Origin of the sequence: Paracoccus sp. MKU1 (genome assembly GCF_001447385.1) — a bacterium.
GTDB lineage: Bacteria > Pseudomonadota > Alphaproteobacteria > Rhodobacterales > Rhodobacteraceae > Paracoccus.
Map to the genome: position 1 here is coordinate 16,749 of NZ_LLWQ01000203.1, position 22,038 is coordinate 38,786.

14 protein-coding genes and 4 pseudogenes are annotated in these 22,038 nt (G+C 65.2%); 6 read left to right on the top strand and 12 right to left on the bottom strand.

The features are described 5' to 3' along the window. Window positions 1-423 precede the first annotated feature (423 nt). A complete protein-coding gene (locus AQY21_RS19475; RefSeq protein ID WP_369807806.1) occupies window positions 424-1,359 on the bottom strand; it encodes a GlxA family transcriptional regulator in 936 nt (311 codons plus the stop codon). A gap of 539 nt (window positions 1,360-1,898) precedes the next feature. Here AQY21_RS19475 and AQY21_RS19480 point away from each other — a divergent pair. The 4 genes and pseudogenes from AQY21_RS19480 to AQY21_RS19495 all read left to right on the top strand — a co-directional run bounded on the left by AQY21_RS19480 (window position 1,899) and on the right by AQY21_RS19495 (window position 7,237). Further along, window positions 1,899-2,654 (top strand): electron transfer flavoprotein subunit beta/FixA family protein, encoded by a 756-nt coding sequence (locus AQY21_RS19480; protein WP_058099266.1) that lies wholly within the window; start codon window positions 1,899-1,901, stop codon window positions 2,652-2,654. A gap of 15 nt (window positions 2,655-2,669) precedes the next feature. Further along, a pseudogene (locus AQY21_RS19485) lies at window positions 2,670-3,606 on the top strand (electron transfer flavoprotein subunit alpha/FixB family protein). A gap of 34 nt (window positions 3,607-3,640) precedes the next feature. Then, on the top strand, window positions 3,641-4,525 hold the full coding sequence (gene folD, locus AQY21_RS19490; RefSeq protein ID WP_058099267.1) for a bifunctional methylenetetrahydrofolate dehydrogenase/methenyltetrahydrofolate cyclohydrolase FolD: 885 nt from the start codon (window positions 3,641-3,643) through the stop codon (window positions 4,523-4,525). A 150-nt stretch (window positions 4,526-4,675) separates the two neighbouring features. Further along, entirely contained in the window at window positions 4,676-7,237 is a 2,562-nt protein-coding gene (locus AQY21_RS19495) for an FAD-dependent oxidoreductase (protein ID WP_058099268.1), read from the top strand. Window positions 7,238-7,529: 292 nt separating this feature from the next. On the opposite strand, the pseudogene AQY21_RS19500 reads toward AQY21_RS19495, so the two are convergent. The 9 genes and pseudogenes from AQY21_RS19500 to AQY21_RS28030 form a co-directional block, all read right to left on the bottom strand. Next, window positions 7,530-8,124 (bottom strand): annotated as a pseudogene (locus tag AQY21_RS19500) (formyltetrahydrofolate deformylase); the annotation flags it as partial. Between the two features lie 6 nt (window positions 8,125-8,130). Continuing rightward, a pseudogene (locus AQY21_RS19505) lies at window positions 8,131-9,476 on the bottom strand (IS5 family transposase). A 121-nt stretch (window positions 9,477-9,597) separates the two neighbouring features. Next, window positions 9,598-9,726 carry a hypothetical protein gene (locus AQY21_RS30035; protein WP_255374813.1) on the bottom strand — a complete coding sequence of 43 codons (129 nt, stop codon included), beginning with the start codon at window positions 9,724-9,726 and terminating at the stop codon, window positions 9,598-9,600. A 261-nt stretch (window positions 9,727-9,987) separates the two neighbouring features. Beyond that, on the bottom strand, window positions 9,988-10,671 hold the full coding sequence (locus AQY21_RS19510; protein WP_058099269.1) for an anti-sigma factor: 684 nt from the start codon (window positions 10,669-10,671) through the stop codon (window positions 9,988-9,990). A 44-nt stretch (window positions 10,672-10,715) separates the two neighbouring features. Beyond that, window positions 10,716-11,207, bottom strand: coding sequence for an RNA polymerase sigma factor (locus AQY21_RS19515; protein ID WP_058099270.1), 492 nt, complete (start codon window positions 11,205-11,207; stop codon window positions 10,716-10,718). 507 nt (window positions 11,208-11,714) lie between these two features. Beyond that, on the bottom strand, window positions 11,715-12,860 hold the full coding sequence (locus AQY21_RS19525) for an iron-containing alcohol dehydrogenase (protein WP_058099272.1): 1,146 nt from the start codon (window positions 12,858-12,860) through the stop codon (window positions 11,715-11,717). Beyond that, entirely contained in the window at window positions 12,860-14,245 is a 1,386-nt protein-coding gene (locus AQY21_RS19530) for an aldehyde dehydrogenase family protein (RefSeq protein WP_058099273.1), read from the bottom strand. The genes AQY21_RS19525 and AQY21_RS19530 overlap by 1 nt, the downstream gene beginning before the upstream one ends. Window positions 14,246-14,282: 37 nt before the next feature. Next, window positions 14,283-15,644: a glutamine synthetase family protein gene (locus AQY21_RS19535; protein ID WP_058099274.1), complete on the bottom strand. Its 1,362-nt coding sequence runs from the start codon at window positions 15,642-15,644 to the stop codon at window positions 14,283-14,285. Between the two features lie 53 nt (window positions 15,645-15,697). Next, window positions 15,698-15,883, bottom strand: a pseudogene (locus AQY21_RS28030) (C4-dicarboxylate ABC transporter); the annotation flags it as partial. A 169-nt stretch (window positions 15,884-16,052) separates the two neighbouring features. Here AQY21_RS28030 and AQY21_RS19540 point away from each other — a divergent pair. Further along, window positions 16,053-16,937, top strand: a complete 885-nt coding sequence (locus tag AQY21_RS19540; RefSeq protein WP_058099275.1) for a MurR/RpiR family transcriptional regulator — start codon at window positions 16,053-16,055, stop codon at window positions 16,935-16,937. A 376-nt stretch (window positions 16,938-17,313) separates the two neighbouring features. Here AQY21_RS19540 and AQY21_RS19545 read toward each other — a convergent pair whose 3' ends face one another. Continuing rightward, window positions 17,314-18,777 (bottom strand): sodium:alanine symporter family protein, encoded by a 1,464-nt coding sequence (locus tag AQY21_RS19545; RefSeq protein WP_058099276.1) that lies wholly within the window; start codon window positions 18,775-18,777, stop codon window positions 17,314-17,316. Between the two features lie 1,007 nt (window positions 18,778-19,784). After that, the gene (locus AQY21_RS19550; protein WP_058099277.1) at window positions 19,785-21,269 is read right to left on the bottom strand and encodes an inorganic phosphate transporter; all 1,485 of its coding nucleotides are present in this window, start codon (window positions 21,267-21,269) and stop codon (window positions 19,785-19,787) included. A gap of 310 nt (window positions 21,270-21,579) precedes the next feature. On the opposite strand from AQY21_RS19550, the gene AQY21_RS19555 reads away from it, so the two are divergent. Continuing rightward, a partial coding sequence (locus tag AQY21_RS19555; protein WP_152988282.1) for a TAXI family TRAP transporter solute-binding subunit occupies window positions 21,580-22,038 on the top strand: 459 nt, incomplete at its 3' end.

Sequence of the window (22,038 nt, forward strand, 5' to 3'; positions counted from 1 at the left end):
CAGGCACGCACCTGTCAATTATGCAGAATAAAAAACTGCAATGCGGAACGACTGGCGCGATCCATATAGCAGATCAGACAAAGGCAGAGTTCGATTCGCAGTTTGCCTTCGCGTTACGAAGGCGCTGGAGCAACGAGAAAGCGGTGGCACGCAGGAAGGCAGGGTCAACGAGATCCGCATATCCATATCGTGACGTCTCCCTGCACGACCATTCCCGCAAGCGCATGCAATGGGTAAATCCCGACACGAGCTTGCATTCCCCCGAGCGGCGCGGTTCATTCGCTGGCTGCTGGAATGGAACTTACCCGATACGGAATCGGCAGGTTGGCATCTTAACGACGCAAGTTCGGCGCAAACATATCAGCCCGCCTTATCCGCCCCGGCCGCGATTCGCCGAAAGCGCGCGGCGGCAAGGCGGCGCGGCTACAGCCCCTTGGAAATATGCGCGGGGTCGTCCATTTCGGACGCCTCGCCCAGACCCATGCTGCGCACGTCCTGCGGCGTGCAGCCGTAGAGGCGACGAAACATGCGGCTCAGATGCGAGGAATCGCAAAAGCCGCATTCGACCGAGATCATGGCGATCGTCTTGTTGCTGGACACCAGCAGGTGCCGGGCCAGCCCCAGCCTGAGACCCATGAACGCAGCCTGGGGCGAGGTGTCCAGCGCCGCACGGAAATGCCGTTCCAGCCGGCGCTTGCTGTGCCCCATGCGCTGCGCGATCTCGGACACGGAAAGCGGCGTGTCGATATGCTGCTGCATGATCAGCAGCGCGCGCTGGACCAGCGGATCATCGGTGCGCAGGCTGATTGGGATGCCCGGCTGGGGCTTGTCCGCCTGCAAGACGCCGTCGATGATCATGATGTGCAGGCTCTTGCTCGCCTGCGAGCGGCCGACGTGCTTTTCCACGAGATAGGCCGCGAGATGCGCGGAGCTGGCCCCGCCGGAACAGGTCAGCCTGTCGCGATCCACCACGAAGATCTGGTCCGAGACGTGATCCAGGCCCTGGAACTGCTCAAGGAAATCCGCGCTGTGGAACCAGCTCACGCAGCATTTGTAGCCATCGAGCAATCCCGCCCGGTGCAGCACGAAGGCGCCCGAGCAGACCCCGATGAGCGGCACGCCGGCGGCCGCCGCCCGGTGCAGGTAGGTCTTGTAGGCATGGCTGACGTTCTCAAGCCCGTCGGTCAGGCCGCCGACCACGGCGATATAGTCGAATCGCGTCGGGTCGCCCAGCTTCTCATGCGGCTGCACGGCGACGCCACAGCTGGACATCACCACGTCCATCGTGTCCGAAAGCACCGACCAGCGGCACAGGATGGGACGGCTGCGGTCCCCCTCATCGGCGGCCAGCCGCAGCACGTCGACGAAGTTCGCAAAGGCGCATAGCGTGAATTGCCGGGTCAGAAGGAAGCCTACCGAAAGCCGGGGGCCAGCCTCCCTTGGCCGCAGGGATCCCTTTGCGACAGGGTATGAACGGGAACGCCCTTCTCTCACACCGACACCCATCTTCGATCTCCGATGATGCGCCCTATGGTTGGGTTTGTCGTAGCCATCTTGCATGACCGGCGCAATTGTTCTTCTCGATCCCTGCTTTCGTCGCAATAGTCCGACGAACATTGCTGGGAACGCCACTGTCGCCAAAGGGGATTCTGCACGGAGGGCAGGCCCGGCCAGCGACGGGGTGCCGCTTAGCTTCCGAAGCCGTCGGGAAGCAAGGGGAATCCGCGGCAGTCGGGAATGCGCAGCAAAGGGGGTCACTTGCGCTACAGGCTTCTACCCTATCCTGCGGCCGGGTTGTCCGGGTCGGCGGCCGTCGCCGCGGGACCAGCCAGGTTCGCCGCAAGGGGCGACGCCTGCCCTGCCCTTCTTTGCCTCAACATCTGGGAAAGGACCGCAAGATGAAAGTATTGGTGCCTGTCAAGCGGGTAGTCGACTTCAACGTCAAGATACGGGTCAAGGCCGATGGGACCGGGGTCGATCTGTCGAACGTCAAGATGTCGATGAACCCGTTCGACGAAATCGCCGTGGAAGAGGCGATCCGCCTGAAAGAGGCCGGCAAGGCCGACGAGGTCGTCGTGGTCTCGATCGGCCCGGCGCAAGCGCAGGAGACGCTGCGCACGGCCCTGGCCATGGGTGCGGACCGCGCCATCCTGATCAAGGTCGAGGACGTGGTGGAGCCGCTGGCCGTCGCCAAGCTTCTGAAGGCCGTGGCCGATGCCGAGGCCCCGCGGCTGGTCGTCCTGGGCAAGCAGGCCATCGACGACGACGCCAACCAGACCGGGCAGATGCTGTCGGCCCTGCTGGGCTGGTCGCAGGCGACCTTCGCCTCGGCGGTCGAGCTCGACGCAGACAAGGCCAGGGTCACCCGCGAGGTCGATGGCGGCCTCCAGGTGATCGAGGTCGCCTTGCCCGCGGTGGTCACCGCCGACCTGCGGCTAAACGAGCCGCGCTATGCCAGCCTGCCCAATATCATGAAAGCCAAGAAGAAGCCGCTCGAGGAAAAAACCCCGGCGGATTATGGCGTGAACGTCGATGCGCGCCTTAAGGTGCTGAAAACCGAGGAGCCGGGCACCCGCAAGGCCGGCGTCAAGGTCGCCAGCGTCACGGAACTGCTGGACAAGCTGAAGAACGAAGCCGGCGTTCTGCAATTCTGATCGGAGAGAAATTCCATGGCCATCCTGCTTTTCGCCGAACACGACAACGCCGCCCTGTCCGACCAGACCGCGCGCACGCTGACCGCCGCCCGCCGGATCGGCGGCGAAATCGACATCCTGGTGGCCGGCAAGGACGGCGCCACCGTGGCCCAGGCCGCCTCGACCTTCCAGGGGGTCCGCAAGATCCTGCTGGCCGAAGCCGATGCGCTGGAGCATCGCCTGGCCGAGCCGACCGCCGCGCTGATCGTTTCGCTGGCCGGCGACTACGACACCGTGATCGCCCCGGCGAGCACCACCGGCAAGAACGTCCTGCCGCGCGTGGCCGCGCTTCTGGATGTGATGCAGGTTTCGGAAATCGTCGAGGTCGTCTCGGCAGACACGTTCAAGCGCCCGATCTATGCCGGCAACGCCATCCAGACGGTGCAGGCGACGGACGCCAAGAAGGTCGTCACCGTGCGGACCTCGGGCTTCGAGGCGGCGCAGGCAGATGGGGGCAGCGCCCCGGTCGAAACCATCGGCGAGGCTGCTGCCGACCCGCGCCTGTCCGGCTTTGTCGAAAACCGCCTCTCGGAAAGCGAGCGTCCCGAGCTGACCTCGGCCCGCATCATCGTCTCGGGCGGTCGCGCCCTGGGCTCGGAAGAAAGGTTCCGCCAGGTGATCCTGCCTGTCGCCGATAAGCTCGGCGCCGCGGTCGGCGCCTCGCGCGCGGCGGTGGATGCGGGCTATGCCCCGAACGACTGGCAGGTCGGCCAGACCGGCAAGGTGGTCGCGCCCGAGCTTTACGTTGCCTGCGGCATTTCCGGGGCGATCCAGCACCTGGCCGGGATGAAGGACAGCAAGGTCATCGTCGCCATCAACTAAGGACGAGGACGCCCCGATCTTCCAGGTTGCCGATTACGGCCTGGTCTCCGACATCTTCGACGCGCTGCCGGAGTTGGAGCGCGCGCTCTGACCCCGCCGGCCCGCTTGGCACGAGGAGGATGCCCATGACGGCACAGACAATCGACGGGAAGGCCCATGCGGACGGCCTTGGCGGCAGGATCAGCGGCGCCATCCCGTCCTTTCGGGAACAGACGGGCCGCCCGCCGGGCCTTGCCGTCGTCCTGGTCGGCACCGATCCGGCCAGCGAGGTCTATGTCAGCAGCAAGGGCCGCAGGGCGCGCAAGCTGGGCATGGAAAGCTTCGAGCATATCCTGCCCGAAGCCACCACGCAGGAACAGCTTCTGGACCTGATCGCGCAGTTGAACGCCGATGACAGCGTCGATGGCATCCTGGTCCAGTTGCCGCTGCCCGCGCACCTGGATTCCCTGCCGGTGATCGAGGCGATCGATCCCGCGAAGGACGTGGACGGGCTGCATCCGTCCAGCGCGGGTCGCCTGGTGTCGGGGCTGCCCGGCCTCGTCTCATGCACGCCCTTGGGGTGCCTGATGCTGCTCAGGTCGCAGCTTGGCAACCTTTCGGGCCTGGATGCCGTGGTGGTCGGCCGCTCGATCCTGGTGGGCAAGCCGATGGCGCAGCTGCTGCTGGCCGAAAACTGCACCGTGAGCATGGCCCATTCCCGCACCCGCGACCTGCCGGGAAAGATCCACCAGGCCGATATCGTGGTCGCGGCTGCCGGCCAGGCCGAGATGATCGAGGGCGACTGGATCAAGCCGGGCGCGACGGTGATCGATGTCGGCACCAGCCGCATCCTCCGCGACGGCCGGAAGACGCTCGTGGGCGATGTCGAATTCGCCTCGGCCTCCGGGGTCGCGGGGGCGATCACCCCGGTTCCGGGCGGCGTCGGCCCGATGACGATCATGTGCCTGATGCACAATACGCTGCTTGCCGCCTGTCGGCGCAAGAAACTGGCCGAGCCGCGGCTATGGTAGCGGCTTTCTCGGCGCATGCATCGACAACTGGACAAGGCATGACCCGCTTTGCGGGCCATGCCGTCGCATTTGGGCAGCCCGGCTTCGCCTGCTGGCGGTCACGGGAACCCTTTCGTCACAATCCCCCTTCACACAACAAGAGGACAGAACATGTCGGGATTTCCTGATAGAGCGCGGGTGGTCATCGTCGGGCTTGGCGGCATCGTCGGCGCCTCGGTCGCGCATCACCTGATCGAGCGCGGCTGGGACGATATCGTCGGCATCGACAAGTCGGGCATCCCGACCGATATCGGCTCGACCGCGCATGCGTCGGATTTCTGCTTCGCGACCAGCCACGATTTCCTCAGCACCTGGACCACGCTCTATTCCATCGATTTCTTCGAGAAGATGGGCCATTACGCCAAGGTCGGCGGGATCGAGGTCGCGCGGGTGGGCGACGAGGTTCGCATGAACGAACTCAAGCGCAAGGTCGCCTCGGGCAAGGCCTTCGGCACGCGGGCGACAATGATCTCGGCCGCCGAGGTCAAGGAAAGGTTCCCTCTGGTCGAGGAAGACCAGATCCAGGGCGCGCTGTGGGATCCCGATGCGGGGCTGGTGGTGCCGCGCTCGCAGACCGTGGCGGGCAAGCTGGTCGATCAGGGCGTCGCCTCGGGCAAGCTGCGAGCCTTCGCCAATTGCGCGGCGACCGATCTGGTGATCGAGGACGGGCGCATCAAGGGCGTCGTCACCCCGCGCGGCACCATCATGGCCGACCTGGTCATCGTCTGCGCCGGCCTCTGGGGCCGCCTGATCGCCGAGATGGCGGGCGAGGATCTGCCGGTCTTCCCGGTCGATCACCCGCTGACCTTCTTCGGTCCCTATGACGAATTCGCGGGCACCGGCAAGGATATCGGCTTCCCGCTGCTGCGCGACCAGGGCAACTCGGCCTATATGCGCGACACTGGCGACCCCAAGACCACCGAGGGCGGCCAGATCGAATGGGGCTATTACTACGAGTCCGACCCGCGCCTCTGCCACCCGCGCGACATCCTGGAAAAGGAGTTCGCCCGCCTGTCGCCCTCGCAGCGCGACCTGGAACTGGAGGACGTGCTGTCGCCCCTGGAGCGCGCCATCGAGCTGACGCCGATCCTGGCCGAGCTGGGCTATAACGAAAGCCATTCCTTCAACGGGCTCCTGCAAACCACCACCGATGGCGGACCCTCGATCGGCGAAAGCCAGAAGGTACGCGGGCTGTGGTATGCCGTCGCCATCTGGGTCAAGGACGCGCCGGGCATGGCCAAGCTGGTGGTGGACTGGATCACCGACGGGCGCACCGCCATCGACCATGCCAGCATCGACTATTCGCGCTTCAACCCCTACCAGCTTGAGGAAAAGTTCATCGAGGAACGCTGCATCGAGACGGCGTCCAAGATCTACAACCCGCCTGTCCACCCGCGCGAACCCTTTGCCGGCGGCCGGGGCATCCGCCGCTCGCCCTTCTACGAGCGCGAGGTGGAGCTGGGCGGCTATTTCATGGAGCTGGGCGGCTGGGAACGCGCCCATGGCTATGCCGCAAACGAGCACCTGCTGGAGAAATACGCCGACCAGGTGCCGGTCCGCGAGCACGAATGGGACAACCGCCACTTCTGGCGCGTCTCGAATGCCGAGCATCTGGAGATGAGCGCGGATTGCGGCATCATCAACCTGTCGCATTTCCACATGACCGACATCGAGGGCCCCGATCACGTCGAACTGCTGGAATGGCTTTGCGCAGCCAAGATCGGCGGCGAGGGCAATATCGGCAAGGGGATCTACACGCATTTCCTGGATGACGAGGGCAATGTCCGGGCCGACTTCACCGTGTTCCGCCTGGCCGACCGCTGCCGTCTGGTCAACGGCGCCGATGCCGGGCCGCGCGACCTGAACTACATGCGCCGCGTGGCGCAGGATCGGGGCCTGGACGTCACCATCACCGATGTGACCGAGAAGTTCATCACCATCGGCATCTGGGGCCCGAACGCGCGGGTGAACCTGCAAAAGGTGGTCGAGGATCCGGCGGGGCTGGAAAAGGAAAACTTCCCCTTCGCCGCCATCAAGCCGATCCGCATCGCCGGCCGCGACGTCACCGCCTTCCGCATCTCCTATGTCGGCGAACAGGGCTGGGAGCTGCATATGGCCTATGAGGACGGGCTGGCCGTCTGGGACGCGCTACGCTCGACCGGCGTGATCGCGGTGGGTGTCGAGACCTATGCCAACTCGCGCCGCCTGGAAAAAAGCCTGCGCTTGCAGAACGCCGACCTGCGCACCGAATACAACCTCTACGAGGCCGACCTGGCCCGGCCCAAGGTCAAGGAGGCCGATTTCCGCGGCAAGGCCAAGCACCTGGAATATCGCGCCCGCGACCACCAGCCGGCAATGCTCTGCACCCTGGTCATGACCGACAACGTGGACAGCAACGGTATCGCCCGCTACCCGGTCGGCATCCTGCCGGTGCAGGATGCCGAGACGGGTGAGGTCCTGGTCGACACCCTGGGCCGGCGGTCCTGGACCAGCTCGATCGTCTACGGCCCGACCATCGGCAGGAACATCGCGCTGGCCTACCTGCCCTGGTCGCATTGCCAGGAAGGCCGCAAGCTGACGGTCGAATACATGGGCGAAACCTTCCCGGTCGAGGTCGCCGCCGTCGGCTACAAGCCCCTCTACGACCCCGAGAACCTGAAGCCCAGAAGCTGACACGCGCCAGGCAGAAGGACCGGGCGAATGCCCGGTCCCCTGATCGCCCGACCCCTATTCGGCGCGAATGGGTAAAAGAAAATCTGCCGGGTCAGAGTATCGGACGGACCCAAGACCGCATGACGAAAACCGGCCCGGCGCATTGCGCACCGGGCCGGTTTTTCATTCGGTTGCCGCGATCTGGTCCTGAGCCCCGCGTTTGATTTCTTGCGCAAGCCGGGCGCTGGACGGAACCGTCAAGGCCAGAGAAACGAGCGGATCATCCCGCGTCGCTCCCTGGCCCTTTTCATCATTATCCCATGCGCTCCGAGGCATATTCTCCCGGCGATGCGGGAAAGACGACGGCCTTGTTTCCGTTCAGGAAAACCCGGTGATGAATATGGGCATGAACCGCCCGAGCCAGCACCTGCGCCTCGACGTCGCGGCCAAGGCTGACATAATCGGCGGCACTTTGGGTATGGGTGACGCGGATGATGTCCTGTTCGATGATTGAGCCCTCGTCCAGGTCGGCGGTCACGTAATGCGCCGTCGCCCCGCATCAGCCGGACCCCGCGCTCATAAGCCTGCTTGTAAGGATTGGCACCTTTGAAGCTGGGCAGGAAGGAATGGTGGATATTGATGATCCGGCCCGATATTTCGCGGCACATCTGGTTCGACAGCACCTGCATGTAGCGTGCCAGCACGATCAGCTCGGCCCCGGTGTCACGGACCATCTGCATGATGGCAGCCTCGGCCTCTGGCTTGGTTTCAGGCGTGACGCGGATGCAGTGAAACGGTATATCCTCGTTCACGACCTGCCTCTGGTAATCGGTGTGATTGGAGATCACCGCGACGATTTCAACGGGCAGCGCTCCGATGCGCGAACGATACAGAGTCGGTTCTGAACAACGCGATTATGCCGCGCACGACCTCCGCAGTAATGTATCATCTCCCCTGATAATGGCGCGGATGAAGCGGATGACGAAGGCCCAAAGAGCCCTGATATGGGCGAGGATCTTGCGGATGTTGTGGCCGCCGGCGCAGAGCACGGCGAAGATGGCATCCACGACCCTGCCCTTGAGGGGGCATCTGGCCAATCTGCTTTCTGATTTCATGTGCCCGATCTCGGGCTCGATGGCGCTGCGTCGTTTGACGAGCTTCGCCAGCGCCGGGGTAATACCGCGCCGCTGACCACTGATCAGGACGCGGGTGGTCTCGACGCCATGGCCGCGATACCCGCGGTCCACCACGACGAGGCTGGGTCTCGTATCGGTCAGGATCTCGACCTGCTCCAGCGCCGGTGCCAGGGTGTGACCATCATAGGGATTGCCCGGAAAGCTGCGGGCGCCAACCACGAAGCCGCCATCAAGAGTGGTCGCGAGGCTGACCTTGGTGCCGAATTCGTAGCGCACACGGGCCTTGCCTTTGGAGATGCAGTCGACCTCGGGCTCGTGCAGGGAATAGATCTTGTCGCGGCTCTTCGGCCCTTGCTCCAGCAGGGTTCAGACCAGCCAGAGCGCGTCCAGAACCCTTTCGCACAAGGGGCCTTGCGGGATTTCTTGCAGGTGCCGACGCAGATCACGGCGCACCCGCCCGACATAGCCCTTGAGCGGGCGCAGCACCTTACGCATGCGCTTGAACTGGCGGGCATGGGCGTAACGGCCGACCTGGGCGGCCAGGCGCGGCGCGAGCCGGCCGTAGCTTTGCCGAAGCTCGATCCCGGCCTTCTTTGCCAGGCCGACCAGCAGGGCACGGGCGCGCTCGTAGAGCCGGGCGTCCGTCGGATGGGCGATGTTCTTTTCCATTACGGTGGTATCGACCGCTACCCGTTTCAGGGCCTTGTCGGTGACGGCCCCCGAGCATCGCCCCGCTTCGATCGTCTGGATCAGCACCCATTCTACGCCTTCTTCGCCGATCCGCTTGCGCCAGCGCACCAGCGAGGACGGATCAATCGGCGGGCGATGTTGAAAGAACGTCTCGCCGGTGAAATGCTGATAATATGGGTTCTCCACCCAACGGGCGACCACCGCCTCGTCCGACAGCTTGAAGGCGTGCTGCAGATACATCAGCCCGGCGATCAGACGCGGAGAAGTCGCCGGGCGACCCGTCGTCGAGGGGAAGAACCCGGCCCATTCCCGTACGAAGAACGCCCAGTCGATCAGCGCCGCGAGCTTCACCAGCTCATGGCGTTGATCGATCATGTCCACCAGTCGGGGCGTAGAAGGTCATCCTGTTCGGGAGCGCGGGAATGGGGCTTCATTGGCGATCGGAACTTGCAGGGTTTCTGAAGCCAGATTACGAAACCTTCCAATCCGATGCCAACAAAACAAACAGATCATCTCATGAAATCAAAGCGCTGAGCCTTGGTCAGGAGCGACGATTTACACAACGGTGGCAATGACGAAGGCCGACAGCAGCGGCCAGATCAACTCGCTGCCCAGGGCCGCGAAAAGCTGCGCCTCGGACAGCACGCCGCCCAGAACCAGCGCCAGCACGGCAGCCAGCGCCACCAGCGATTCCGGCAGGCGCGTACCGACCCAGCCAAGGATTGCGAGGCCCGAGACGGCCAGGGCAACCCGGCCCTCGGCCGAGAGCGTCTGGGGCAGGCCGGCCAGCAGCGGGATGGCGGCAGCCAGGACGGCGGAAGCCAGGACGGCGGCGGCAAGGTGGCGCCGGTTTGGCTGCGGCAGGGCGGCAAACGGGAACAGGCTGCGGGCGGTCTGGCGTTCTCCTGTGCATTTCCATGACAGGATTACGACAACCCCGGCGGGTTATTCCCGCAGCATCGCCGCTTCCTCCTCGGGCGTCAGCGGGTCGGCTGCACCGATGGCGGCCAGCGCCGCGTCTATGGACCCCTCGCCCGAGGCCGGGCGATAGTCCGCACCGCCTTGCTGCGCGGTCGCGGCAAAGCGTTCCTGCCAGCCATCGCCTTCGCGGCAGGCCAGCACGATGCGCAGCACCTCGTCCCGCGCGGTCTCGTATTCGCGGCAAAGCCTGCCGTCCGAGGCGCGGAAGGACGCGATCATGGCCAGCTCGCCGCCATCCTCCAGCGGCCGGACCTGGCCCGAGGGCAGGCTGTCCAGCGCCGCCAGCTCCGCCGCGCCGATCCCCGGCGCGGGGACCTCCGTCCATTGCCACCAGCCAAGCCCCAGCGCGACGACGGCGGCCGAGGCCGCCGCGGCCAGCCAGGGCCTGCGGTTGAGATTGGCGGGACGCCGCGCTTCCGGCACCGGACGGGGCGCGGGGGCGGCGGCGGCGCGGATCATCGCGGCCAGCGGGTCCTCGCCGGTGGCGTCCTTGCGCAAGCCCCCCAGCAGGCGCCGCGTCTCCTCAAAGCGATGCAGGCGGGCCTGCAACGCGGGATCGCCCGCGACGGCACGCCGGATCTCATCCGCGCGGGCGGGGTCCAGCTCGCCATCGGCCAGTGCCATCAGGGTTTCGTCGTCGATCTGCATCGCCCCATCCTTGTCGCGGTCCTGCCCCGAATACGCCCCCGGCGTCATCTTATTCCCAACCTTTCCGAAAGGGCCAGCCGCGCGCGCGACAGGCGGCTCATCACCGTGCCCATGGGAATGTCCAGGATCCGCGCCGTCTCGGCATAGCTCATCTCCTCGACGCAGACGAGGTGCAGGATCTCGCGCTGGTCGGGGGGCAGTTCGGCCATCGCCGCCTCGACGCTTTGCAGCATCAGCCGCGCTTCCAGCCCCGGTCCGGGATCGGTCGGCAGGGCCTCGGGGATCTCATGGATGTCGATCTTGGTGCCTTCCCGGCGCTGGCGGCGGGTCTGGTCGATGAAGGCGTTGCGCATGATGCGGAACAGCCAGGGCTCCAGCCGCTGCGCCCGGTCGAAGCTGGCCGCGTTGGCGATGGCGCGCTCGACCGTTTGCTGCACCAGGTCGTCGGCCTGATCGCCGCGCCGGGTCAGCGACAGGGCATAGCACCGCAGGTTGGGCAGCAATGCGATCATGGCCTCGCCGAAGCCTGCGTCCATTCACCCTCTCCACGGCGTCGGAAAATTGACCAGAGCAGGGAATAATGGAATCTGCAATGCGTAGAAAGTCCCGAAGCCGCCTCATAGCAAGGTGATGCCGATGCGCCTGCTATTGTTGCTGTCCCTGATCCTGGCTGTTCTGCTGGCCGACAGGCGCCCCCAAGCGACCGGCTGGGGGATATCCGCCGCATGGGCGGATGACGACGACGACGCGCCGGTCCGACGACGCGCGCCACGGGTCCAGCCCGCGCCCCTGCCCACGCGCACCCCGAACGAGGTCATTGCGCCCGGGGCTCCTTCCCCGGCCCTTCTGCCCTTCTGGGCGGTCATCGACCAAGCTCGTTCCCTCATCATGACGCTGAATTCCTTGTCGTCGTTTGCACGACGCAACCATCCGGTAGTGGGCGGCGCATCGGCGGCGATGATCCCGACTTCGTCGCAGGGGCTGCGTTTGCGAAGGCAGGGACGGGCACAGCTCCCGGAGGATCGCGGGGCCGCGCGATATATTCACATGCAGCTTTCAAACAGCGCGCGGGTGTTTTCGCGCGTCATCTCGACGGGGTTGCCGCCGCAGCTCGGGTCCTCCAGCGCCATCTCGGTCAATTCGTCCAAACGTTCGGGCTGGACCCCCAGCCGGGTCAGGTTCTGGGGGATGGCGAGCGCGCTGCGCAGTTGGATCACCCGTGCGCGGAAGCCGGCGAAGCCGCCCTTGATACCAAGATAATCGGCGGCGCGGGCAAGCCGGTCCTCGATGGCGGGTCGGTTGAAGTCCAGCACCATCGGCATGACCACCGCATTCGTGGTGCCGTGATGGGTGCCGTAGACCGCGCCGACCGGATGGCTCAGGCTGTGGATCGCGCCCAGCCCCTTCTGGAAGGCGACGGCACCCATGGCGGCGGCGCTCATCATGTGCGCGCGGGCCTCGAGGTCGTCGGGCGTGGCATAGGCGCGGGGCAGGTATTCGTTGACCAGCCGCAGCCCCTCAAGCGCGATGCCCTGCGACATGGGGTGGTAATGGGGCGAGCAGAACGCTTCGAGGCAATGGGCGAAGGCATCCATGCCGGTGCCGGCGGTGATGAATTTCGGCATGCCCACGGTCAGTTCGGGGTCGCAGATCGTCACGGCAGGCATCAGCCTGGGGTGGAAGATGATCTTCTTCTTGTGCGTGGCCGAGTTCGTCAGGACCCCGGCGCGCCCGACCTCGGAGCCCGTGCCCGCCGTCGTCGGCACGGCAATGATGGGCGCGATCTTGCCGACATCCGCGCGGGTCCACCAGTCGCCGATATCCTCCAGGTCCCAAACGGATACGGTCTGGCCCGCCATCAGCGCGATCATCTTGCCCAGGTCCAGCGCCGAGCCGCCGCCAAAGCAGATCACACCGTCATGTCCACCGGCTTTGTAGGCGGCGATGCCGGCCTCCATATTGCCTTCGTGCGGGTTCGGATCGACCTCGGAAAAGACCGCGCGGCCAAGGCCGGAGGCATCCAGAATATCCAGGGCCTGCCCGGTTATGGGCAGGCTCGCCAGTGCCTTGTCGGTCACCAGCAGGGGGCGCGCGATGCCTGCGGCCTTGCAATGCTCGGCCAGTTCGGCGACGCGGCCCGCGCCGAATTTGATGGTGGTCGGATAGGACCAGTTCGCACGAAGCGTCATTACGTCACCTTTTTCAGATGGTAGGATTTCGGCCGCGTCACGGCCAGATAGCCAAGGCCCGACAGCGCCGCGCCGCGTCCGGTGTCCTTGCAGCCGGTCCAGCACAGCGCCGGGTCCAGGTAGTCGCAGCGGTTCATGTAGACGGTGCCGGTTTCAAGCCGGCTGCCGATCCGGGCGGCGGCATCGGCATCGGCGGTCCAGATCGAGGCGGTCAGCCCATAGTCGCAATCGTTCATCAGCCGGATCGCCTCGGCGTCGTCGCGAACCGGCATGATGCCGACGACGGGGCCGAAGCTTTCCTCTCGCATCACGCGCATATCGTGGGTCACGTCGACCAGCACCTGCGGCGCAAGATAGGCGCCGCCATCATCGGCGGGAAAGGTCGCCGGATCGATCAGCGGCCTTGCCCCCTGCCCCACGGCCTCGGCGACCTGCGCGCGGACCAGATCGGCAAAGCGCCGGTGCGCCATCGGCCCCATCGTCGTATCCGGGTCGTGGGGATCGCCCAGCCTCTGCGCGTTCACCCAATCGACGGCCTTGGCCACGAAGGCGTCAAAGAGGCTTTCGTGGACATAGATCCGCTCGATCCCGCAGCAGCACTGGCCGCTGTTGAACATGGCGCCGTCCATCAGCCCGTCCACCGCCGCGTCCAGATCGGCATCGGCGCGGACATAGCCGGGATCCTTGCCGCCCAGTTCCAGCCCGGTCGCGGTAAAGGTCCCCGCGGCGGCCCGCTCGATCGCACGCCCACCGGCGACCGAGCCCGTAAAGTTCACGAAGCCGAAGCTGCGCTCGGCGATCAGCGCCTCGGTCGTTTCGTGGTCCAGGACGACATTCTGCATCACGTCGGCGGGAACGCCGCCCCGATGCAGCGCCTCGGCCAGGCGCTCGCCTGCCAGCAGGGTCTGGCTCGCATGTTTCAGGATCACGGCATTGCCGGCGACCAAGGCGGGCACGACCGTGTTGACGGCGGTCAGGAAAGGATAGTTCCAGGGCGCGATGACAAAGACCACGCCCACCGGCTCGCGCCGGATCTCGCGCGCGAAATGATCGCTGTCTTCGACCACGGTCGGGGCAAGGGCCTGGGCCGCGATCTTCATCATATGGTCGGCGCGTTCGTTGACGCCGCCGAATTCGCCGCCGTAGCGGATCGGGCGACCCATCTGATCGGCCAGTTCGGGCACTATTCTGTCCTTCATGCCGTTCAGCGCCTCGATCCCGGCGCGGATGCGGTCGATCCGTGCGTCCAGCGGCAGCGCGGCCCATCCGGGCTGGGCGGTACGGGCGCGGGCAACGGCGGCACGCGCGTCCTCGATGCCCAAGGTCTGCCTTTCGACAAGGGTCTTGCCGGTGGCGGGCGATATCAGGGCGATGGTCTTGCTCATCTCTTCCTCGTATTGACGGAGGTTCCGGCGGATCGTGTCAGGCGCGCTCGAACCCGCGGGCCAGTTCCCAATCAGTGACGGCGCGGTTGAATTCCTCGACTTCCCAACGGGCGGCGTGGACATAGTGATCGATGACCCCGTCGCCCATCGCCGCGCGCAACATAGCCGAACCATCCAGGGCATCGGCGGCCTCATGCAGGGTCTTGGGCACCTGCCGGACATCCTGGGCCGCATAGGCGTCGCCGGTGAATTCCGGCTCCAGCGCCAGTTTCCGCTCGATCCCCTCCAGACCGGCGGCAAGCAGCGCGGCGCAGGCCAGATAGGGGTTCAGGTCCGATCCGCCGATCCGGCATTCGATGCGCACGCCCCTGGTGCTGTCGCCGCAAACGCGGAAGCCGGCAGTGCGGTTGTCCACCGACCAGATCGCGTTCGTCGGCGCGAAAAGGCCGGTCACGAAACGCTTGTAGCTGTTGACATAGGGGGCAAGAAAAAAGGTCAGCGCGCGCGCATGTTCCAACTGGCCCGCCATGTAGTGTCGCATCAGGTCGGACATGCCATGCTGGGCATTCCCGTCGAAAAAGGCATTCTCGCCATCCCTGAACAGGGATTGGTGCACATGGCTGGACGAGCCCGCCTGGCCATGCGCGACTTTCGCAAGGAAAGTGGCCGAGAGGCCGTGCCTGCTCGCGATCTCCTTGGTCGCAGCCTTGACCAAGACATGCATGTCCGAAGTATCCAGGGCATCCGAATATCTGACATTGATCTCGTGCTGGCCGGCGTTGGCTTCACCCTTCGAATTCTCGACCGGGATGCCGGCGCCGTAAAGACCGTTGCGCAGATCCCGCATCACGGGCTCCTCTGCGAAGGTGCCGCCGAGGGCATAATCGACATTGTGGCGTGCGGTCGGGACAAGGCAGCGATAGCCGCTGTCGAAGTGATGCTTGAAGGATTGCTCGAACAGGTAGAATTCAAGCTCGGTCGCCATCATCGGCTGGAAACCCAGCACGGCGGCGCGTTCGACCTGCCGGCGCAACACGCTGCGCGGGGCGTGGGGAACCAGTTCGTGGGTCTTGTGGTCGTAGAGATCGCACATGCACAGCGCGGTTCCCGCCGCCCACGGCAGGCGGCGCAGGGTCGAAAGGTCCGGCTTCATCACATAGTCGCCGTAACCCGCCGCCCAGCTTGCCGCCGCATAGCCCGGCACGGTGTTCATCTCCAGATCGGTCGCCAGCAGGTAGTTGCAGCAATGCGTCTCGTCATGGTTCTCGAGAAAATGGGCCGCGTGGAAGCGCTTGCCCATCAAACGGCCCTGCATATCGACCAGCGCGACGATCACGGTGTCGATTTCGCCGGCTTGGACCGCCTGCTTGAGGTTTTTCAAGGAAAGGTTGGCAGGCATGAGTGACTCCGGTGTGGAGGGCGCATCATCGCGGATGCGCCCAGTCGCAGTGATCATGAATAGCGATAGGCTGAACCTGCCTTCTCCATCGCTTCGTTGTATTCCTTGCTCTGGGCGACGACGCGGACCTTGACCTCGGATTCCGCGGCGATCTCGTCCCAGGGCTTCTTGGCGGCTTCCTCGACGGTGGCCCATTCCTCGGCGGTAATCGTCGACAGTTGCATCTTGTCGCCGCCGACCGCTGCTTTCCGCGTGATCGATCTGGAAAAGGATGCAGGATCAGACATGCGCGCGCTCCATTGCTGCTCAGGTTGAAGCAGCCGGGGCGGGTCTGTCAATTATTTTTCAGAGTATGCTTTTTCTGTTAAGAACGTTACGAACACGGTGACGCTGTCGGGAGGGCCGTCGATGTCGCAGGAACATGAAGCCGCGGGCACCATCGAGGATCGCCTGATGCAGCGCTTCGACATCCTGACCCCGACCGAGCGCCTGCTGGCCGGCCACCTGACGCGGAACTTTCCCGTCGCGGGACTGGCCTCGATGACATATCTTGCGAAAGAAGCGGGAGTTTCGACGCCCACGGTCCTGCGCTTGGTTCAGAAGCTGGGGTTTCGCGGCTACCCGGAATTTCAGGCACAATTGCGCGATGAAATCGAGGCACGGCTGGAATCACCCCTGTCCAAACATGCGCGCTGGACCGACGGGGTGCCCCAGACCCATATCCTGAACCGTTTCGCAGACGCCGTCCTGGCCAATCTGACCCGAACGCTTGGCCGGATCGACCACGCCGATTTCGATGCCTGCACCGAGATGCTCGCCGATCCGAAACGCCGGGTTCTGGTGACGGGCGGGCGCATCACCCATGCGCTCGCGGATTATCTGGTGACTCAGTTGGGAATTGTGCGGCCGGGAGTATCCGCGCTGCCCAGCCAGTCCAGCGCTTGGCCCTCGGCGCTATTGGAGATGCGTCCCGGCGATGTGCTGATCGTGTTCGATATCCGCCGCTATGAAAGCGCGACCCTGCAACTGGCCGAAATGGCAGCCGAGCGGGGCGCAGAAGTCGTCCTGATCACCGATCCCTGGATCAGCCCGATATCGGCCTATGCCCGCTTCCGCTTCGCTGCGCAGATCGAGGTGCCCTCGGCCTGGGACAGCAGCACGGCACTGATGGTGCTGATCGAGACCTTGCTTGCGGCGGTGCAAGAACTGAACTGGCCACAGGCGCAGGACCGCATGACGCGGCTTGAGGCGCTGTATGAACGCGCCAGCATGTTCCGGCGCGGGAAGGGTTGAACCCGCGGCGCCAAGCCTCGATTGACCTGGCGGAGGCTGGCATTCACTGAAAGCGCATCGGAGAATGGCTCCATACGCTGTGCGATATTGCCGCCCTCGATCCGGCGCAGCGAAATTTCCAGCCACGCCTCAGCTGCAGCAATTTCATTCAGGACCCACTTGGTATAGTTCCGGGCGGCCCCGAGATGCCGATTGCAGCGGCTCGACCGGCTGTCCGCAGCCGGAGGTGGCCGGCCCTTCTGGTCGCCCGGCTGCTCGCGCCGGTCGGGCCGTGCCGGCGGTGCTTTACCGCCAGGCCATGCTGGCGCGCTCGTCAGCCCGCTGGGGTCGCCAGCAGAAAGCACCCCGCCGGCATCGGCGGGGTGGCCCGCAAGGCTTACGACCGCTCGCTCGTCTTCCATTCGTCCCAGCTGGGCTGGCCCTTCATGAAGCCCTCGATCTGCTGGCGGTCGGCCTCCAGCCGGGGGTCGTGGCGAAGGTAGAAGCGGGTCTCGCGCGCGATCAGGCCCGACAGGATCAGCAGCCCGATCAGGTTCGGGATGGCCATCAACCCGTTCATCACGTCCGAAAAGCTCCAGACGACGCCCAACTGGACCGTACAGCCCAGCAGCACCACCAGGGAAAACAGGATGCGGAAGGGCATGACGCCGCGATGACCCACCAGGCGCTCGAGGTTGCGTTCGCCGTAATAGGCCCAGCCCAGGATGGTCGAATAGGCGAAAAGAACCAAGCCGATGGTCACGACCCAATGCCCCCATTGCCCCGGCAGGCCATGGGTGAAGGCCTGCCCGGTCATGATCGAGGGCGAGATCTGCAGCCCGGTCTGCGGATCGATCTCGTTCCAGACGCCGGTGGTGATGATCACCAGGCCGGTGCAGGACACGACGATGATAGTGTCGATGAAGGTCTGGGTCATCGACACCAGACCCTGCCGCACCGGATGCGTGGTCTGCGCCGAAGCCGCCGCGATCGCGGCCGAGCCCATGCCGGATTCGTTCGAGAAAATGCCGCGCGCCACGCCGAACTGCACCGCGATCATGATGGTGGAGCCCAAGAACCCCCCCGTCGCTGCCGTCCCGGTAAAGGCCTGCGAAAAGATCTCGCCCAGGGCGGCCGGCACCGACCGGATGTTGACCAGCAGGATATAAAGCGCCCCCAGCACGTAGAACAGGATCATCACCGGCACCAGCCCGGCCGTCACCCGACCGATGGACTTGATGCCGCCGACCAGCACCACCAGCGTCAGCCCGGCCAGCACGATCCCGGTGATCCAGGTGGGGATCATGAAGCTGCGCTCCAGGTTCGAGGCGATGGAATTGCCCTGGGTCATATTGCCGATGCCGAAACAGGCGCAGACGGCGAAGACCGCGAAGCTCAGCGCCAGCACCTTGCCGAAGCCGTTGCGGATGCCGCGCTCCAGGTAATATTGCGGGCCGCCGTTCTTCTCGCCGACCTCGTCGGTGGTGCGGAAGCGCACGCCCAGGAAGGCCTCGGCATATTTCGAGGCCATGCCGAGGATGGCGGTGACCCACATCCAGAACAGCGCCCCCGGCCCGCCCGCCGCGATCGCCGTCGCCACCCCGACGATGTTGCCCGTGCCCACCGTCGCGGCCATCGCGGTGGTCAGCGCCTGGAACTGCGAGATGTCGCCCTCGGCATCGTCATCCTTGCGCTTCAGCAGGCCCAGGCGCAGGGCCGCGCCAAGCCGGACAAGCTGGATGCCCTGCAACCGGATAGTCAGGTAAAGCCCGGTGCCCAGCAACAGCGGAACAAGAAGGTAAGGCCCCCAGACGATCCCGCCGATTTTTCCCAAGACTGCTTCTATCTGGTCGAGTTCCATCGATACCGTCTTTCGTTATTGCAATGACCGCAAACGGCGATCTCCGGCCCCGAATGTCAAGTTCGGCCTTGCGCGATGCCTTGCCGACGCAATCGCGGGACAGGTGACGATACCGCAGGGGACGATCATGGTAAGGCGCATGGCCTGACTGCGATCGCCTGCCTCTTGATCCGTCCGGCGGCATCGCTATCTTGTCGGCAAGGCGTGTGCTGCGTGCGCCCAGGGGCATCTTCCCTGACTACGGAGACTGGTTGAACCCGTTTCTGACAGGAGATGTGCCATGCATGCACATATTCGCAGCAATACCTGCAACTTCCAAAATGAGATTGCCGACAGAGCAGCGGCGCCTGCGGCATGCGAGGCTTTGGTACCCCCTTGCCGCACATTGCCGGATGCCGATCTTGTTTCAAGCCAAGGGCCGGCCGTCCAATGATTGGTCAGATGTTGAAGGAAGGTTACGGCGTAGAGGACATATCCCTCAAAACAGGAAGGCCCCTCGACGAGGTCAGGTTTGCCGTGGCCTTGCTGCGCGAAAGCGGTTCGCTTGACATCCTCTTGCACAGGAAGCCGAAGCCTTTACCGGACACTGCCGCAATGGATATTTGAATGGTCCTGAAATACCCGATAGCCGGGGCGGGAAGATCTTGAATGCCAGACCGCCTGCATCTGATACCTGAAAGCCACCCGCAGATAAAAGCATGGGCAAGCACAAGGAGCCAGGTGACAGGACCGAGAGCGAAAAAATCGGAACGGTCTCGGCGGTCCTGAAAAAGAACCGATCGCGCTGACGCCCTCTCGCAAGCGTGTCCTGCATGGGCTTCTGGATCGGCTGCTGCGTCAAGATCAGGGTCGTGCGACACAAAGATGCCCCGCAGCAGCCTTGCACCTTTCGGCACAAGGCATTTTTGCAGACCTTCCGTCAGGTAGCCAAAAGCGACCCGACAGGCGGAACTTCACCGGCTCGGCGAACGCGATGCTGCGGCCCGCCCCACCCGCCAGGTCGGGAATCAGGCCGGGATCTGTCGCAGGATCAGGAACAACAGCGCCGACAAAAGCGCCGCTGCAGGAACGGTGACGACCCAGGCCGCCCCGATGGTCAGCACATGCAGCCTGCGGACCAGCTTGCGGCGACAGCGCTCGTCTGCTGGGATATATTCCGGCCGGGGAACGGCCATGCGCGCCTTCTTCAGGCGCCGCTCGGCATCCCATTCGCGGAAGAAGCCCACGCCGAAGATCGCGCCCACCGCGATATGGGTCGAGCTGACCGGCAGCCCCAGCCAGCTTGCCAGAATGACCGTGATCGCCGCCGATAGGGCAACGCAATAGGCGCGCATCGGGTTGAGCTTGGTGATCTCGCTGCCGACCATGCGGATCAACTTGGGGCCGAACAGGCTGAGCCCGAAGGAGATCCCGAAGGCGCCGATCAGCATGACCCACAGGGGGATGGCCACATCGCCGTTGAAATTGCCGGTCTGCACCGTCTGCACGATGGCCGCCAGCGGACCGACGGCATTCGCGACGTCGTTGGCGCCATGGGCAAAGCTGAGCAAGGCGGCCGATGCAACCAGCGGGATGCCGAACAGAACCTTGAGCGACTTGTTGCGATTCTCCAGCCCCCGGGACTGGCGGCGCGTAACCGGGATCATCAGCCGCCAGCAGCCCAGCCCGACCATCAGGCCCAGCAGCAGCGCAGTGCCCATCGAGACCTCGACCAGCTGCTTCAGCCCCTTCATCACAAGATAGGCGGCAAAGGTGCCCGCCATGATGCCGACCAGGATGGGCACCCAGACGCGGGCCGCCGCGATCTTGTCCTCGCGATGGACGATGCGGCTCTTGATCAGCGACAGGAAGCCCGCCGCCACGACGCCGCCCAGCACCGGAGAGATGACCCAGCTGGCGGCGATGGCCAGCATCTGGTCCCAGCTGACCGCGCCGAAGCCGGCCCCGGCGATGCCCGCGCCCACGACCCCGCCGACCACGGCATGCGTGGTCGAGACCGGCGCCCCGATCCATGTCGCCAGATTGACCCACAGGGCCGAAGCCAGCAGCGCCGCCATCATCGCCCAGATGAAGGTCGCGGGCGTATCCAGCGCCTCGGGCGCCACGATGCCCTTGGCGATGGTCGAGACCACGTCGGCGCCGGCAATCAGTGCCCCCGCGCTTTCGAAGATCGCCGCAATGACGATGGCGCCGCCCATGCTGAGCGCGTTGGCCCCCACCGCGGGGCCCATGTTGTTGGCCACGTCGTTGGCGCCGATGTTGAGCGCCATGTAGGCGCCGAACACGGCGGCGGTGACGACGATCAGCATCTCGCCGCTCTGCCCCAGCAGCATCGCTGCGGCGAGACCGGCCAGGATGATGAAGACGAAGCCGATGCCCGGCGCCACCAACGGCCGGGACACATAGGAGGCGGCCGCCTCGAGATTCGCGAAGCGGCCGAGATCGCGGTCCAGCGTTTCCAGGTGTCGGGGCTCGAGATCCTTGTCAGACATGTTCCGCCTTTCTGTTCCCGCGGGTGCTAGGAGGGAATGGGCGACATATCAAGACGCATCCGACCGGAACGCGCCGCGCCGGCCCGGGCGCCCGCCAGGCTTGGTTCCTGCTTCGCGGAACGGGGCATGCCCGGCACGTCCCCTGCAGGATCGCAAGGCGAAACCCGGTGCGGACTGCCATCGTCGACAAGGCACACGGCCCGGCCAGGACCGGGCGTCACGGCACCATTCCTGCGGGTCTCGGCGGTTGTCGCCGGCACCGGCTCTGCCTAACCTCGGCCCAGCGAATGCGGAAGACAGGAACATGCATATGAGACTCGGGACATTGCTCGCGGCCCTCGCCGTCGCCGCCTGTTTGGGCCAGGCCGCCGCGGCGCAGGAGCTGTCGTTCTTTCGCATCGGCACCGGCGGCACGGCGGGCACCTATTACCCGATCGGCGGGCTGATCGCCAATGCCATCTCCAGCCCGCCCGGTTCGCGCGCTTGCGAGGACGGCGGTTCCTGCGGCGTGCCGGGGCTGGTGGCGACGGCGGTGGCCTCGAACGGCTCGGTCGGCAATGTGAACGCCATCGCCGGCGGCGCCATGGAGGCGGGCTTCAGCCAGTCCGACGTGGCCTATTGGGCGCAGACCGGCACCGGGCTGTGGGAGGGGCAGCCGGCGGTCGAGAAGCTGCGCCTGATCGCCAACCTCTACCCGGAAAGCATCCACCTGGTCGCGCGGGGGGATGCGGGCATCGCCTCGGTCGCCGATCTCAAGGGCAAGCGAGTR